This is a genomic window from Catellatospora sp. IY07-71, from assembly GCF_018326265.1.
Taxonomy (GTDB): Bacteria; Actinomycetota; Actinomycetes; order Mycobacteriales; family Micromonosporaceae; genus Catellatospora.
Genome location: NZ_AP023360.1, coordinates 3,177,737 through 3,191,655, shown reverse-complemented (window position 1 = coordinate 3,191,655; position 13,919 = coordinate 3,177,737). Strand labels below are relative to the sequence as shown.

Genomic DNA, 13,919 nt, shown 5'->3' with positions numbered 1-13,919 from the left:
GAGTTAGGAGAACATCCGGCTCGTATCGAGTCCACCGCTACGGTGGCACACTGGGCTGAGGTACACCGGTTGGCAGTGGCGGGGCGGGAGCAGGCGATCGCCCGCGACGTCGGGGATCGGCTCGCTCGGCTGTGGCTGGGCACGTCACGGTTCGCCGACGTGGCGGCCCTGGCCCGAGCGACGCTGGACCTGGGCCCGGATGCCGTGACTCTGTACTACCTGGGCTGGGCATTGTTCGCCACCGGACAGCCCCGGCCAGCCCTGACCAACTACGAGTGTGCGCTGGATCTTCTCGGGAAGGACGGAGACCGCGGCACCCGGGCAGCCGTCCTCAACAACATCGGCCTCGTATACGACGGGCTCGGCGACCGGCAGCAGGCCCTGACCCACTACCGGCAGGCGCTGGCGATCCTGCGCGAGCTCGGCGACCGCCGCGGCATAGCGGGCGCGCTCAACAACATCGGACTCGTGCACCACGGGCTGGGCGATCCGCAGCAGGCCCTGAGCTACTACCAGCAGGCACTGCCCATCCTGCGCGAGCTCGGCGACCCCGCCCGGGAAGCGGCCACCCTCGGCAACGTCGGACTCGCGTACAACGGGCTGGGCGACCGGCACCAGGCCCTGAGCTACTACCAGCAGGCACTGCCCATCCTGCGCGAGGTCGGCAACCGCGCCGGGGAAGCGATCACCCTCAACAACATCGGCGGCGTGCACGCCAGGCTCGGCGGCTGGCAGCAGGCCCTCGACCATTACCGGCAGGCGTTGCCCCTCCAGCGGGAGGTCGGCGATCGCGCCGCCGAGGCGGCGACCGTCAGCAACATCGGATACGTGCACGAGGAGCTAGGCGACCAGAAGCGGGCCCTGGATCACTACCAGCAGGCGTTGCTCATGCGGCGCGAGGTCGGCGACCGCGCCGGGGAAGCGATCACCCTCAACAACATCGGCAGCGTGCACAACAGGCTGGGCGAGCGGCAGCAGGCATTGACCTGCTTTAAACAGGCATTGCGGATACAGCGGCAGGTGGGCGACCGCGCCGGGGAAGCGATCAGCCTGAACAACATCGGTGCGATCCACTTTGGATACGGCAATCTCGCCCGCGCGAAGGACGCCCTGAGCGCCGTGCTGAAGATCTTCCACCTCGTCGGTGATCGAGCGTCGGCGGCCTCCGCGGAGTTCAACCTTGCCATCCTGCTGATCCGCATGGCGAGACTCGATGAGGCGGTCGAGGCCCAGCGCCGGGCGATCGCCTTGGCCGAGCAGACCGGGCACCCCGACCTGCTCGACATGCGAGTGGCCCTCGCCCAGTTGCGGCGCATGACGAGGGATGAGGGATGAGCGCCGGCACGGTCGAGGTGCCGGGAGTGTCGCCGTGCTGGACCGTGGATCCGCGCCACCCGCCTGCCGCAGAACCAGGTCGGCGGACGAGCCGGGCTGTCCGTCAGATGACGGTGATACGACGCCGAGGCCCGGCACCGGGCCTCGGGGAGCCGAGGCGGGAGGGTGCCGAAGTTGACGGACGGTTCAGGCTCAGCGGCTGCCCGGGGGATGGCTGCGGAGTGGGAACATCCGGCTCGCACCGAGTCCGCTGCGACGGTCGCACAATGGGTGGAGGTGCACCGGCTCGCGGTCGCGGGCCGGGAGCAGAGCATCGCCGCTGAGGTCGGAGACGAGGTAGCCCGGGTATGGGTGGGCACGTCACGGTTCGCCGACATGGCGGCCTTGGCACGCGCGACGCTGACCCTGGGCCCGGACGCCAGCGCCCTCTACTTCTTAGGCTGGGCCCTGTCCTCCACCGGGCGGCCCCGGAAGGCCCTGATCCACTACGAGCAGGCTCTGCCCATCCAGCGGGAGGTGGGCGACCGCGCGGGCGAAGCGGCCACCCTGAACAACATCGGCAGCGTGCACTACATGCTGGGCGACCGGCAACAGGCCCTGGAGTACTTCCAGCAGGCCCTGCCCATCCAGCGAGAGGTCGGCAACCGCGCGGGCGAAGCGGCCACCCTGAACAACATCGGCAGCGTGCACGACGGGCTCGGTGACCGGCAGCAGGCCCTGGAATACTTCCAGCAGGCCCTGCCCATCTTGCGAGAGGTCGGCGATCACGCCGGCGAAGCGGGGGTGCTCAACAACATCGGGCACGCGCACAACGCGCTGGGCGACCGGCAACGGGCATTGACCTACTACCGGCGGGCTCTGCCCATTCAGCGCGACGTCGGCGACCGCGCAGGCGAAGCCGTCGTCCTGAACAACATCGGGCTCGCGCACAAGGAGCTGGGCGACTGGCAGCAGGCGTTGAGCTGCTACCAGCAGGCACTGTCCGTCCGGCGGGAGGTCGGCGACCGCGCGGGCGAGGCCGTCACCCTGCACAACATCGGCGCCGTCTTCGACGCGCTGAACGACCCGCAGCGGGCGCTGACCTGCTACCAGCACGCACTGTCCATCCGGCGGGAGGTCGGCGACCGCGCCGGTGAAGCAGACACCCTCGCGGGCATCGGCAGCGCGCTCGACGCTGCGGGAGACCCGCTGGCGCTGGCCAGCTTTCAGCAGGCCCTGCCAATCCTGCGCGAGCTGGGCGACCGCGGCGCCGAAGCCGTCATCCTCAGCAACATCGCGACATTGCGCTTCGAAAAAGGCGATCTCATGGGGGCGGAGAACGGCTTCCGGGAGGTGGCAGAGATTCTCCGCCTCGTGGAGGATCGCGGAGCGGAGGCGGTGGCGCGTTTCAACCTGGCCGCTCTGCTGATGCACATGGCCCGGGTCGATGAGGCGCTGGAGTCCCAGCGGGAGGCTGTCGCGCTGGCCGAGCAGACCGGCCATCCGGCTTCGGACGAGATGCGCGACTTCCTCTTCCAGTTGCAGCAGATCACGAGGGAGTAGAAATGGGCTCAGCCACTGTCGAGGTGTCCGGCGTCGATGCGGCGCAATGGGCCGCGGAGTTGCGGGCCACTCTCGTGTCGAAGGCCCGGCCGGGGGACAACGTGTCGTCAGTGGAGCTGCAGCGCTCCCCCGAGCTGGTGGTCGCGGTCATCGGGCTCGTGTTCGCGGGCGCCCAGACCGCCAAGACGATCTGGGACTGGTGGCACTCGCACCGCCCGGAAGGCATCACCGTCACGATCCTGGTTTCCGACGGCACCCAGGTCGACGTATCCGTCGTCAGCGAAGCGGAGCTGGAGATCGTCTTCCAGCGCGCCGTTTCGCGGCGCTGAGCAGGAGACGATCCCCATGAGCACCTTCCATCTCGAGATCTTCGAGCAGACCTCCGACTACTGCGAGCTTCGGCTGTACACCGGTGACGGGACGTCGAAGACCCGCGGCCTGGACAAGACCGCTGTCGATCACCTGATCGAGGCCGTTGAGCACGACTACGGCCAACACGCGATCGCTCAGCCTGCGTTCGACTCACCGCAGCTGGGCGAACTCGGGGCGAAGCTGTTCACCTTCCTCGACGGCGACGAGCGATGGCTGGACCCGGCCCTGGAGAGCCCGCAGGGGGCCATCCTGCGTATCACGGCAGCCGAGCGGCTGCGGCACCTGCCCTGGGAGCTGCTCGCCGACGGCGGCTCCTATCTGACCGTCGCCGGCCGCTCGCCGCTGCTGCCGGTCCGGGCGATCGGCGCCAACACCGCCCGCCCGGCCACCGTCGATCTCCCCAACCGCCCGCTGCGGGTGCTGTTCATGGCCACCTCCCCGGAGGGGGTCGAGCCCGTGCTCAGTTACGAGGCGGAGGAGGCGGCCATCCTCGACGCGACCTCGCGCACCGGCACCGAGCTGGTCGTCGAGGAGAGCGGCACCCTGGAGGGCCTGCGCTTCCTCAGCCGCGACCACGGCGCGGGGTACTTCGACGTGCTGCACCTCAGCGGGCACGCCACCATCAGCGCCGACGGGCAGCCCACCTTCCTGGCCGAGGACGAGCTCGGCCAGCTCAGCACGGTCACCGCCGACCAGATCGCCGACGCCATGTCCGGGCACTGGCCGCGGCTGGTCTTCCTCTCCGGCTGCCTGACCGGCAACGCCCCCGACGGCGGCACGTTCCCCTCGATGAGCGAGAGCCTGGTGCGCGCGGGAGCGCCGACCGTCCTCGGCTGGGCGCTGCCGGTCGGCGACGTCTCGGCGACCGTGTTCGCCGCCCACCTCTACCAGGCGCTGGCCGGCGGGGAGCCGCTCGACCGGGCCGTCATCGAAGCCCGCCGGCAGCTGTACGCCGCCGAGAGCAGCAACTGGCACCTGCTGCGCGTGTACGCCGACAGGTCGCCCTTCACGACCATGGTCACTCCCCTGAACACCCGGGGACGTGCCCGGATCCCGATCCGAGGCGCCGACCAGGAGTTCCTGGACCCGCAGACGCAACGGTCCCGGGTCGCCTCGCGCACCGCCTTCGTCGGGCGGCGCCGCATCATCCAGCGCTGCCTGCGTACCCTCAAGCAGTCTTCGGGGACCGCGGGCGCCGCCGAGGCGCTGGTCCTGCACGGCATGGGCGGCCTCGGCAAGAGCAGCCTCGCCTCCCGGCTGCTGGAGCGGATGCCGACCCACCAGCGCGCCGTCTGGTACGGCAAGGTGGACCTGACGAAGTTCCGGGAACTCACCACCAAGGTCACCTTCCCCACCTTGGAGCAGCAGATCGAGGCGGCCAAGCTGCTCGACAACGAGCAGGCCCCCCTCGCCGTACGGCTACGGCATCTGCTCGACGTCGACGGGCCCCTCGGCAAGACCCCCTGCCTGTTCGTCTTCGACGACTTCGAGGACGGCAACCTCGACGAGCGCGCCGGTGGCCACGTGCTCTCCAGCGAGCTGGCCGACATCCTCCCGGCGCTGCTCAAGGCGATCAGGGACACCGGCAGCCCCAGCCGGGTCATCATCACCAGCCGCTACCGATTCCCGGCGCCGGCCGCGACCACCGTGGTCGTGGAGTCCCTGGAGACCCTGACCACCGTCGAGCAGATCAAGAAGATCACGAACCTGCCGAACCTGCGGCCCGGGTCTCGCCTCGATCTCTCCATCCGGCAGCGCGCCATCGAGGCGGCGGCCGGCAACCCCCGCCTGCTCGACTGGCTCGACCGGATCGTCGCGGATGCCACCCTCGACGTCGACGGCCTGCTCACCGCCATCGAGAACGTGGCGGACAAGTTCCGGCGGGAGACCATCCTCGCCAAGAACCTCCTCGGCGCACAGCCTGCCGAGTTGCAGAAGATGCTCGCGAAGGTCAACGTCGTCGAACTGCCCATCCCCGCCGAGACGGTGTACGCCATCCACGAGCACCCCGACGCGGCCCAGCATGTCAAGCGGGCCGCCGAACTCGGCCTGATCGAGGAAGGCACCGACCCCGAGACCCGCCAGCCCCGCTACTTCGTGTCCAACGTGCTGCGTCCGCTCATCCGTCCCCTGCTCACCGAAGAGGAGTACGTCGAAGCCTGCGCCGCCGCCGCCCGGTCCCTGCACAAGCTCTGGGTCATGGAACCGGCGGAATCCGGGCCTACGTCGTGACGTCGGTCGCGCGTTGGGCGGAGGTGCACCGGCTGGCGGTGGCGGGCCGCGAGCCGGTGATCGCCCGGGAGGCCGGGAGCGGCCTCGCTGTGCTGTGGCTGAGCCGGTCACGGTTCGCCGACGTGGCGTCGCTGTCGCAGGCGACGCTGACCCTCGGCCCGGACGCGGCCGCCCTCTACTTCCTGGGCTGGGCGGAGACCGCCACCGGACAGCCTCGACCGGCACTGGCCCACTACGAGCAAGCGCTGGCCATCATGCGGGAAGCCGGTGACCGCGCCGGCGAGGCGGCCACGCTCAGCAACATCGGCAACGTGTACACCAGGCTGGGCGACCGCCGGCGGTCCCTGGACTACTTCGAGCAGGCGTTGTCTCTGCTACGGCAGGTCGGTGACCGCGTCGGCGAAGGGGTCGCGCTCAGCAACATGGGCAGCGTCCACCACGCGATGGGTGACCAGCCGCGTGCGCTGACCTACCTGGAGCGGGCCTTGCGCCTGATGCGGGAGATCGGCGACCGGGCCGGCGAGGCGATCACCCTCAACAGCATCGGCAGCACCTACCACGCTCTGCGCGACGACCGGCGGGCCCTGGCGTACCACCAGCAAGCCCTGCCCATCCTGCAGGAGATCGGCAGCCGCGCCCACGAAGCGGCGGCGCTCAACAACATGGGTCTCGCGCACAACGCGCTGGGCGACTGGCAACGGGCCCTGGCCTGCTATGCGCAGGCCCTGCCCATCCGCCGGGAGGTCGGCGACCGGGCGGGCGAGGCCGCCACGCTCAGCAACATCGGCAGCGTGTACAGCGGGCTGGGCGACCGGCGGCAGGCCCTGGCCTGCTACGAACAGGCCCTGAGCCTCGTGCGCGAGACCGACAGCCGGGCCGAGGAAGCGATCACTCTCAACAACATCGGCAGCGCGTACCACGGCCTGGGCGACCGCAGGCAGGCCCTGGCCTGCTACGAGCAGAGCCTGCTCATCCGGCAGGAGGTCGGCGACCGGGCGGGCGAGGGGGTCACCCGCTACAACATCGCGATGATCCATCGGGACAACGGCGATCTCGACCGCGCGATCGGCGAACTCGAACTCGTCGTGGCACTCGACCGGGAGGTCGGCCTCCCGGGACTCGCCGCCGACACGGCTGTGCTCGAGCAGCTGCGCCTCGCACGAGCACAGCCCGGCGGCGGGATCTGACCCCGTCAGGCGGCCGGCGACGTGGCCGCCTGATCGGGCGCGGGGCCGGTGCTGCCGGCAGGCGCGGAACGGCGGCCGAGCAGGCGGTCCACCCCGATCAACGCGGCGCCGAGCAGCGAGATGCCGACGGCGAGGCGCAGCACTCCGACGACGACCGAGCCGTAACCGCCCTCGGTCGGGTCCAGGAAGCCGTACGGGTACCGGTTCTCCGCCGTAGGGAAGGCGAACGCGCGGAACACCGACAGCACCACGTACGCCGTCGGCCAGATCAGCCACAGCGGCAGGTCGCTCCAGCGCGTGACCCGGCGCGGCCCGAAGGCCAGCCAGTCCGCCAGCACCATCAGGGGCAGCACGTAGTGCAGCAGGAACGTGGACCGGTTCACCAGCGCCGTCGCCGGATCGGGGTCGACGAGGCCGGGCAGCGGGTTCTCCCCGTGGTTGTTCACGAAGTGCGACACCAGCATGGTGATCATGATCCAGAGGGTGACCGCGCCGCGCAGCCGGGGCGCGGCCGGGTCGCTCGTGCCGCGGCGCACCGACCAGTACAGGACGCCGCCGAAGTAGCCGAGCGCGACGACCGTGGTCTGGCTGGTGTAGAAGGTCAGCCGGTGGGTGCCCGACAGCAGCCCCAGCACGCCCACCGTGACCAGTGCGACCCGCCACCACGAGGCCGGACTCCCGACGATCGCCTTCACCGGTGCTCCCTCCGCTGAGACTCCGCCGGAATCATCCACGCCGATCGCCGTCCAGCCAAGAGCCGCTGGAGATCACTCATGGCAGGAAGCGGTCAGCCGCCCGGCGCGATCAGGCCCGACTCGTACGCGCAGATCACCGCCTGCACCCGGTCGCGCAGACCGAGCTTGCTCAGCACGTTGCTGACGTGGGTCTTCACCGTGTTCTCGGTGACGAACAGGGCCTTGGCCAGCTCGGCGTTGGACAGTCCCCGGCCGAGCAGCACCAGCGTCTCCCGCTCGCGGTCGGTGAGCTGCTCCAGCCCCGGCACCTGGCGCACGTGCGCGCGGCCCTCACGGCGGTGCACCGCGAGCACGTCGTCGATCAGCCGCCGGGTGACGCCGGGCGCGAGCAGCGACTGCCCGTCGTGCACGACCCGCACGGCGTGCAGCAGGTCGTCGCGGCGAACGTCCTTGAGCAGGAAGCCGCTGGCCCCGGCGTGCAGCGCGGCGAAGACGTACTCGTCGGAGTCGAACGTGGTCAGCATGATCACGCGGGTGTCCGTGTCCGCGCAGATCAGCCGGGCGGCCTCGATGCCGTCGAGGTCGGGCATGCGGATGTCGAGCAGCGCGACGTCGGGCCGGTGCCGCTCGACCGCGGCGACGGCCTCACGGCCGGTGCCCGCCTCGGCGACCACCTCGACGTCCGGCTGCACCGACAGGATCGTCGCGAACCCCGCCCGGACCAGCTCCTGGTCGTCGGCGACCACCACTCTGATCATCCGAACACCGCCTCCACCCGGAATCCGCCCGCCGGCGCGGGCCCGTACGCCACCCGGCCGCCGGCGGCGGCCACCCGCTCGGCGATGCCGGTCAGCCCGTGCCCGCCGGTCCCCCGGGCGTCAGGCCCGCGCCCGTCGTCGGTCACCGTGACGGCCAGCTCCCCGGGCCGCCAGTCGAGTGCGACCTCGACCGAGGTCGCGCCCGCGTGCTTCACCACGTTCGTGATCGCCTCCTGGATCATGCGGTATGCCGCGAGCTGCACCTGGGCGGGCACCGGCCGTCGTGGTCCGTGCTCGGCCAGGCGGGCGGCAAGCCCGGCGTCCTCGACCTGCCGCAGCAGCTCGGGCAGGTCGGCCAGGGTCGGCTGCGGCGCCCGCCCGGCGTCGTGCAGCGCGCCGACCGTGGTGCGCAGCTGGGTCATCGCGTCGCGGCCGGCCGTGGCGATCGCGTCGAAGGCGCGTTCGGCGCGGTCCGGGTCGGTGCGGGCGACCGCCGCGCCCGCCTCGGCCTGCACCACCATCAGGCTGAACGCGTGGCCGAGGATGTCGTGCAGGTCCTGGGCGATGCGGGCGCGTTCGCGCTCGGCGGCCAGCTCCGCGGCCTGGCGCTCGGCGGCCCGCGCGGTCTCCCGGCGGGCCCGGGTGAGAGCGCCCAGGGCGTACGCGGCCGACCAGGTGGACAGCTCGCGTACCGCCGTGTTCAGGGAGCCGATGGTGAGCAGCATGCCCAGCGCGGTGACCGCGAGCGAGGCGATCCGGATCACCCGGGTGGACTGGTACGCCACCGCGTACATGCAGATGAGCGGGCCGTACCAGATGGGCTGGGCGGGAGCGGTCTCGGCGAGGCCGTAGAGGCCGACGCCGATCGCCGACAGCAGCAGGCAGCTCGCGGGCCACCGCCGCCGCACGGCGACCGGCAGCGCGGACAGCACCACCGGCAGCCAGGACACCAGGGGCCAGTCGCCGCCCGCAGCCGGGTGCGTCACGAGGAACGGCGCCGACTGCGCGAGCAGCACCAGCGCGGCCAAGCCCAGGTCCCGCCACCAGTCGTGCCGCATGGTCGCCCAGCCTAGCCAACCGGCCCGGCCAGAGCAGCCGGCCCGGCGGACGGCAGCCACCCGCCGGGCGTGCTCGTCGTGCACGCTCAGGCCACCGGAGCCGGCTGTGCGATGCCCGTGTGGTCCGCTGGATCCGCGTTGCCGGGTCTGGCGGCGGCGCTCACCCGCACGGCGCGGATCAGCGGCGCGAAGGAGATCAGCAGGCAGACAGCGCCGATCGGGATGAGGTCCTTGTTCACGAAGGGCAGGATCATGTCGGTCAGCACCAGCACCGGCGTCCACCACTTGACCCGGCCGCGCATGGCGAGCTGGACGACCAGCCACACCTGCGCGACGTAGAACAGCATCGGGCCGAACGTGTAGACCACCGGCGTCACGCCCGGCAGCTCCATGATCGAGCGGGCCATGGCGCTCATCTCGGCCTTGTCGGCGGCGAGGAAACCGAGCACCAGGTCGATGCCGAACTGCACGGTGAGCGCGGCGATCCCGGCGAACCCGACGGCGGCCGCGGCCGTGGCGGCCCGCCCGGCTCCGGCCAGGCGCCGCATCGTCCACATGACGGGTACGAACAGCGCCAGCGCGAGCACGAACGCGAGGTGGCCGGTGGTCCAGGCGACGCCGGGTCCGCGTACGCCGTCCAGTCCGTCGATGATGCGGATGACGCCGTACGCCAGCAGCAGCAGCGGCGCGGCGACGAAGGCACGTGCGATGGTCATCTTCTCTCCCTTGCTCTCGTGGCGCCTTGATCCTGCGCGCTGAGCTGGGCGAAGTGATCGCTCGCGCGGGTGAGCGGGCGGCTCACCCGCGCGGAGGAGTCCGTCTGTTGTGGACCTCCGTTTCGGCGGCGCTTGATGATCCGTGTGAGACTCCACGGGTGACGCTGCCACCTCCGCCGGGCCCGCCGGGCCCCCCAGATCCGATGCCGCCGGGCGCGTTCCCGCCGCCTCCGCCGCCGTTCCCGCCGCTGCCGCCGCCGCAGAAGAACAACACCGGCCTGATCATCGGCGTGATCGCCGGCGTGCTGGTGCTGTGCCTGGCGGGGCTCTGCGTGGGCGGGTTCGTGCTGTACAACGCGAACAAGAGTGAAGCGCCTTCGCCGCGCACGCCCGCGGCGGCGCAGTCGGAGTACACGTACTCCCCTCCCCCGCCGCCGCCGACCACGGAGGCCGCGCCGCCGCCCGCGCCGGTCTCGATCGGCGACTGCATCTCCGTCGACGTGAGCGGCACGTTCCTCGGGGTGGGCAACTGCAACGGCTCCCAGGGCACGTACCGGGTGCTGTCGGTGGACTACAAGCAGAACAGCTGCTCGGACCCGGCGGGGCCGTACATCACGGTGGACGGCTACCGGCTCTGCCTGCAGCTGCACCTGGTGCGCACCTACTGCTACAAGTTCGCCACGGGCAGCGGCTTCGTCACCGCTGCGGCCAAGTGCAAGGCGAAGGGAACAGTGCACGTGATCGACATCGTGCCGGGCGCCTCGAACGGCAACAAGTGCACCAAGGACTACAAGTGGAACCGGTGGTACCGGTTCACCCATCCGACGGTGGTGTACTGCGTCATGCAGTACTGACCCGCGTGCGAAAGGGGCGTCCTCCCGGCCGGGAGGACGCCCCTTTCTTCGTCACGGGATTCAGCCCGTGATCGCGAACACCGAGCGGCCGACGGCCGAGGTGCCGTCCCCGAAGGTGAGCACGCCGAGGTAGCGCACGCCCGCGGTGAGCCCGGACCAGGTCGCGGTCACCGTGGCGGCACCGTTGACGGAGGCGGGCTGGGTGGCCGGGGTGGCCGTGAGGTTGCCGGCCGCGGCGGACGGCACGACCCAGGCGTGGCCGGGCACGGTCAGCGCGCCGGACGACGCGAACAGGTGCACGTACACGTCGTAGCTGCCCTCGCCCAGCGTCACCGACTCCTGCGCGGTGCCGCCGTCACTGGTGGCCACCTCGCCGGTGGTCATGCCCGCCGGGAAGACGTGCAGGTCGACGTCGGTGCCCATGGGGACGTCGGCGTCGAACGTCGCGAAGCGGGCCAGCGCGGTGCCGGCCGGGACCGTCACCGTGACCTTCTTGGTCGAACCCGACACCACCGGGGTGAAGCTCGCGCTCGGGCCGTCGAAGGCGAGGCTGCTCACATCGGCGGCGGCCAGGCCGGACACCGCCGTGGTCAGCGTGCCCGCGTAGCCGGTCCGGACCGGCAGCGCGACGCTGCCGCTGACGCCCGAGCCGGTGGCCTCGACCGGGGCGGCCAGCGCGGCGTAGCGCACCGCGATCGGGCTGGTCACCTTGTGGCCGCGCAGGTCCGACCAGCTCAGCGAGCCGAACGCCCAGGTGCCCGCGGTGGCCGTGGTGCGGGTGATGGTCACCTTGAACGACTTCGTCGCGCCCGGCGGCACCGTCAGCGTCTTCGGCGACACGGTGACCTTGAACCCGGCGGGGGCGGTGACCTGTGCGGCGTACACCGAGGAGTTCTTGCTGATGTTGGTGACCCGGCGGGTCACGGTCTGCACGCCCGGCAGGTCGCCGACGGCGATCGACGGGTAGTTCAGGTCGCTCGGGTCGATCGAGCCGACCGACTGGCAGAACGACTCCTCGGTGATCAGCTGGAGCTGGCCGATGCCGCACGCGTACTGCAGCCACTGCTCCGGCGTGGAGTCGTAGACCAGGCCCGGGTCGAAGGCGCTGCCGGGCACGACGTGGCCGGAGCCGTAGTTGAGCGGGGTGGCGTCACCCTGCGACCACTGGATCGGCTGGCCGGTGTTGTCCTTGGTGGTGGCGGTGGTCATCAGCGCCGACTTGATCCACATCGGCGACCACTTCGGGTTCTTGCTCTTGAGCAGGGCGGCCAGGCCGGCGATGTGCGGCGAGGACATCGAGGTGCCCGAGAGCGAGTTGAAGTTGTTGCCGCCCGCGTTCGGCGGCGCGACGGCGGCGATCACGTCCACGCCGGGGCCGGTGATGTCCGGCTTGAGCAGGTCGCCGTTGCCGGCCAGGGCCGGGCCGTAGGACGAGAAGCCGGCCATGACCGGGGCGCGCACCGGGTCGGTGCTGACCGCGGAGATGGTCGCGGTCGGGTTCGCCGTGGCGGCGTACGCGGTGACCGCGGCGCCCGCCGTGGCGTCCAGGTGCACGCTGGGCACCGAGTGGAAGTCGGCGTTGAGCGACTGGGCGCTGCTGGTGTTCGCCTGGATCATGCCGATGCCGCCGGCGTCGGCGACCGCCTTGCTCTTGTCGACGCGGGCGTTGCCGCCCCGGTCGCATAGCACGATCTTGCCGGCCACCTTGGCCGGGTCGAGCGTCCCGAGGTAGCACAGGTTGACCAGCGCCTGGTCCGCGCCGGCCAGACCCGCGACGGTGGAGTCGATCAGGGTGGCCGGGCCGACCGCCGGGCCCACGCCGACGCCGGTGTAGGTCGAGCCGTCGCCCAGGGTCAGCGTCTTGGTGTTGCCGCGGTCGTGCGTGCTGGCCGCGACCGTGGTCAGCCACGGCGAGTTGTGCGCGACGCTGCCCGCGCCGAGCGCGTCGCCGGAGTTGCCCGCCGACGCGGCGACGAACACGCCCGCGGCGGCGGCGTTGAGGAACGCGATCTCCGCCGGGTCGACGACGTACTGCCGCGAGCCCGAGATCGAGTAGTTGATCACGTCGACGCCGTCGGCGACGGCCGCGTCGATCGCGGCCACGATGTCGGCGGTGCCGCCGGAGGAGTTGCCCGCCGCCGGGTTGTGCCACAGCACCTTGTACGCCGCGATGCGCGCCGCCGGGGCGACACCGGACACGGTGCCGACCGAACCGCCGTTGATCGAGGCGGCCACGCCGAAGTTGCCGGCCGTGGTCGAGGCGGTGTGCGAGCCGTGCCCGTTGTAGTCACGCGGGGACAGGAACTCGGCCTCGTTCACGTTGGCGTCGTCGTGGAAGTAGCGGGCGCCGATCACCTTGTTGTTGCAGGACACCGGCTGCTCGGTGCCGACGTCGCAGGTGCCCTTCCACTTCTTGTCGATGGTGCGCTGGTCCGGGCGCGGGGTGGGCAGCGCGGCGAACGACGGGTTCTCCACCCAGATGCCCGAGTCGATGATGCCGACGATGACGCCTTCACCGGCGTGCGCGTCGCCGGAGAACTGCTTGTTCCACACGCCCCCGGAGCCGGTCAGGCCCAGGAAGTCACGGGTGGTGATCGTGTCGGCGGTCAGCTGCTCGCTCTTCCAGACGCGCAGCACGCCGCCGTCGGCGCGCAGCCGGGCCGCCTCGGCGGCGGTAAGGCGGGCGCTGAAGCCGTTGAAGGTGACGCCGTAGTCGTAGGCCTTGCGGCGGCTGTCGACGCGGGCGCCGCGCAGGGCGGCGTCGTGCTCGCCGCGCAGCCGGTCACGCCAGCGCTGGGCGGCGGAGGAGTGCGCGTCCACCCGCTCACCGGCGGCGGGGCGGGTCCGGGCGTAGCCGCTGACGCCGCCGGCGTACGTGGCGACCGGGTCGCTGACCGTCTGCACCAGGTACAGCGCGGTGGCCTCCGAGCCGGGCGGGGCGGCCTGGGCGCCCGCGGTCGCCGAGGCCGCGAGCGCGGCGGTGGCGGCGACGGCGAGCACCATCGAGGCCGGTCGTCGACCGGCCCGTCGGTTGAGTCTCACGGGGGTGTCCCTCCTGACTGGCGGATGGCGGGCGAGAACCGCCACCGGTCCGATCAGGACGCCGCCACACCGCGATGCGAAGGGATCGTTGCACGACCGCGACCCCTCGCACCAGAGGCAAATCTCCC

Annotated in this window: 11 protein-coding genes; 6 read left to right on the top strand and 5 right to left on the bottom strand. The window is 71.5% G+C overall.

Annotation, left to right across the window (positions count from 1 at the left end; translation table 11 throughout):
• Positions 1–75: 75 nt before the first annotated feature.
• The 5 genes from CS0771_RS14605 (at position 76) to CS0771_RS14585 (ending at position 6,668) form a co-directional block, all read left to right on the top strand.
• Complete coding sequence (locus tag CS0771_RS14605; RefSeq protein WP_244871353.1) at positions 76–1,335, top strand: tetratricopeptide repeat protein; 1,260 nt, start codon at positions 76–78, stop codon at positions 1,333–1,335.
• 276 nt (positions 1,336–1,611) lie between these two features.
• Positions 1,612–2,877: a tetratricopeptide repeat protein gene (locus CS0771_RS14600; RefSeq protein ID WP_244870791.1), complete on the top strand. Its 1,266-nt coding sequence runs from the start codon at positions 1,612–1,614 to the stop codon at positions 2,875–2,877.
• Positions 2,878–2,879: 2 nt separating this feature from the next.
• Positions 2,880–3,206, top strand: coding sequence for a hypothetical protein (locus tag CS0771_RS14595; RefSeq protein WP_212841468.1), 327 nt, complete (start codon positions 2,880–2,882; stop codon positions 3,204–3,206).
• Between the two features lie 16 nt (positions 3,207–3,222).
• Positions 3,223–5,481: a CHAT domain-containing protein gene (locus tag CS0771_RS14590; protein ID WP_212841467.1), complete on the top strand. Its 2,259-nt coding sequence runs from the start codon at positions 3,223–3,225 to the stop codon at positions 5,479–5,481.
• Positions 5,478–6,668 carry a tetratricopeptide repeat protein gene (locus CS0771_RS14585; protein WP_212841466.1) on the top strand — a complete coding sequence of 397 codons (1,191 nt, stop codon included), beginning with the start codon at positions 5,478–5,480 and terminating at the stop codon, positions 6,666–6,668. The genes CS0771_RS14590 and CS0771_RS14585 overlap by 4 nt, the downstream gene beginning before the upstream one ends.
• Positions 6,669–6,673: 5 nt before the next feature.
• On the opposite strand, the gene CS0771_RS14580 is transcribed toward CS0771_RS14585, so the two are convergent.
• The 4 genes from CS0771_RS14580 to CS0771_RS14565 all read right to left on the bottom strand — a co-directional run bounded on the left by CS0771_RS14580 (position 6,674) and on the right by CS0771_RS14565 (position 9,895).
• On the bottom strand, positions 6,674–7,363 hold the full coding sequence (locus CS0771_RS14580; RefSeq protein ID WP_212841465.1) for a Pr6Pr family membrane protein: 690 nt from the start codon (positions 7,361–7,363) through the stop codon (positions 6,674–6,676).
• Positions 7,364–7,455: 92 nt separating this feature from the next.
• Positions 7,456–8,121, bottom strand: coding sequence for a response regulator transcription factor (locus CS0771_RS14575; RefSeq protein ID WP_212841464.1), 666 nt, complete (start codon positions 8,119–8,121; stop codon positions 7,456–7,458).
• Positions 8,118–9,179, bottom strand: coding sequence for a sensor histidine kinase (locus CS0771_RS14570; RefSeq protein WP_212841463.1), 1,062 nt, complete (start codon positions 9,177–9,179; stop codon positions 8,118–8,120). The genes CS0771_RS14575 and CS0771_RS14570 overlap by 4 nt, the downstream gene beginning before the upstream one ends.
• An 86-nt stretch (positions 9,180–9,265) precedes the next feature.
• Positions 9,266–9,895 carry a hypothetical protein gene (locus CS0771_RS14565; RefSeq protein WP_212841462.1) on the bottom strand — a complete coding sequence of 210 codons (630 nt, stop codon included), beginning with the start codon at positions 9,893–9,895 and terminating at the stop codon, positions 9,266–9,268.
• A 158-nt stretch (positions 9,896–10,053) separates the two neighbouring features.
• Between CS0771_RS14565 and CS0771_RS14560 the strand changes: the two genes are divergently transcribed.
• Positions 10,054–10,749 (top strand): hypothetical protein, encoded by a 696-nt coding sequence (locus tag CS0771_RS14560; RefSeq protein WP_212841461.1) that lies wholly within the window; start codon positions 10,054–10,056, stop codon positions 10,747–10,749.
• Positions 10,750–10,809: 60 nt separating this feature from the next.
• Here the strand turns inward: CS0771_RS14560 and CS0771_RS14555 are convergent, their stop codons facing one another.
• Positions 10,810–13,791: a S8 family serine peptidase gene (locus CS0771_RS14555; protein ID WP_244870790.1), complete on the bottom strand. Its 2,982-nt coding sequence runs from the start codon at positions 13,789–13,791 to the stop codon at positions 10,810–10,812.
• Positions 13,792–13,919: the final 128 nt, after the last annotated feature.

Bases quoted from the DNA above. Each gene is read 5' to 3' on its own strand.
- CS0771_RS14565 (WP_212841462.1), bottom strand. From the start codon at position 9,895: ATGACCATCGCACGTGCCTTCGTCGCCGCGCCGCTGCTGCTGCTGGCG.
- CS0771_RS14595 (WP_212841468.1), top strand. From the start codon at position 2,880: ATGGGCTCAGCCACTGTCGAGGTGTCCGGCGTCGATGCGGCGCAATGG.
- CS0771_RS14590 (WP_212841467.1), top strand. From the start codon at position 3,223: ATGAGCACCTTCCATCTCGAGATCTTCGAGCAGACCTCCGACTACTGC.
- CS0771_RS14570 (WP_212841463.1), bottom strand. From the start codon at position 9,179: ATGCGGCACGACTGGTGGCGGGACCTGGGCTTGGCCGCGCTGGTGCTG.
- CS0771_RS14575 (WP_212841464.1), bottom strand. From the start codon at position 8,121: ATGATCAGAGTGGTGGTCGCCGACGACCAGGAGCTGGTCCGGGCGGGG.